The following is a 357-nucleotide window of genomic DNA, read 5'->3' as shown; positions in this document are numbered from 1 at the left end:
CCGGCAGCGCGAGCCTGTACGCCATCGGTGGCGCGATCGGCGGCCTGGTGCTGGCGCTGATCACCATCTTCAAGAAGGAATGGTCGCCGGTGACCGCGCCGATGTACGCGCTGGTCGAAGGCCTGTTCCTGGGCGCCGTGTCGGCGCTGTTCAACATGAAGTACCCGGGCATCGTGTTCCAGGCCGTGCTGCTGACCTTCGGCACGCTGGCCGCGCTGCTGGTCGCGCTGCCCGAGCAGGACATCCACTTGCCGCGCGCCTGGCGCGAGCGCGAGGTGCGGCAGAAGGCCTGGTTCAAGGCGGTGCCGGGCTACGGCCAACGCCCGGATTTCATCGCGCGGACGGGTGATATCTGGG

The 357-nt window shown here is 68.6% G+C and carries 1 protein-coding gene; it reads left to right on the top strand.

Translation table 11 applies throughout. From position 1 onward, the window contains the following. Window positions 1–357, top strand: a 357-nt coding sequence (locus EN874_RS34160; RefSeq protein WP_210238596.1) for a Bax inhibitor-1/YccA family protein, incomplete at both ends; no start/stop codon positions are given.

It is taken from the genome of Mesorhizobium sp. M1D.F.Ca.ET.231.01.1.1, assembly GCF_003999155.2.
Taxonomy (GTDB): domain Bacteria; phylum Pseudomonadota; class Alphaproteobacteria; order Rhizobiales; family Rhizobiaceae; genus Mesorhizobium.
The sequence above is the reverse complement of the archived record's forward strand: the minus strand, read 5'-3'. Positions and strand labels throughout refer to the sequence as shown.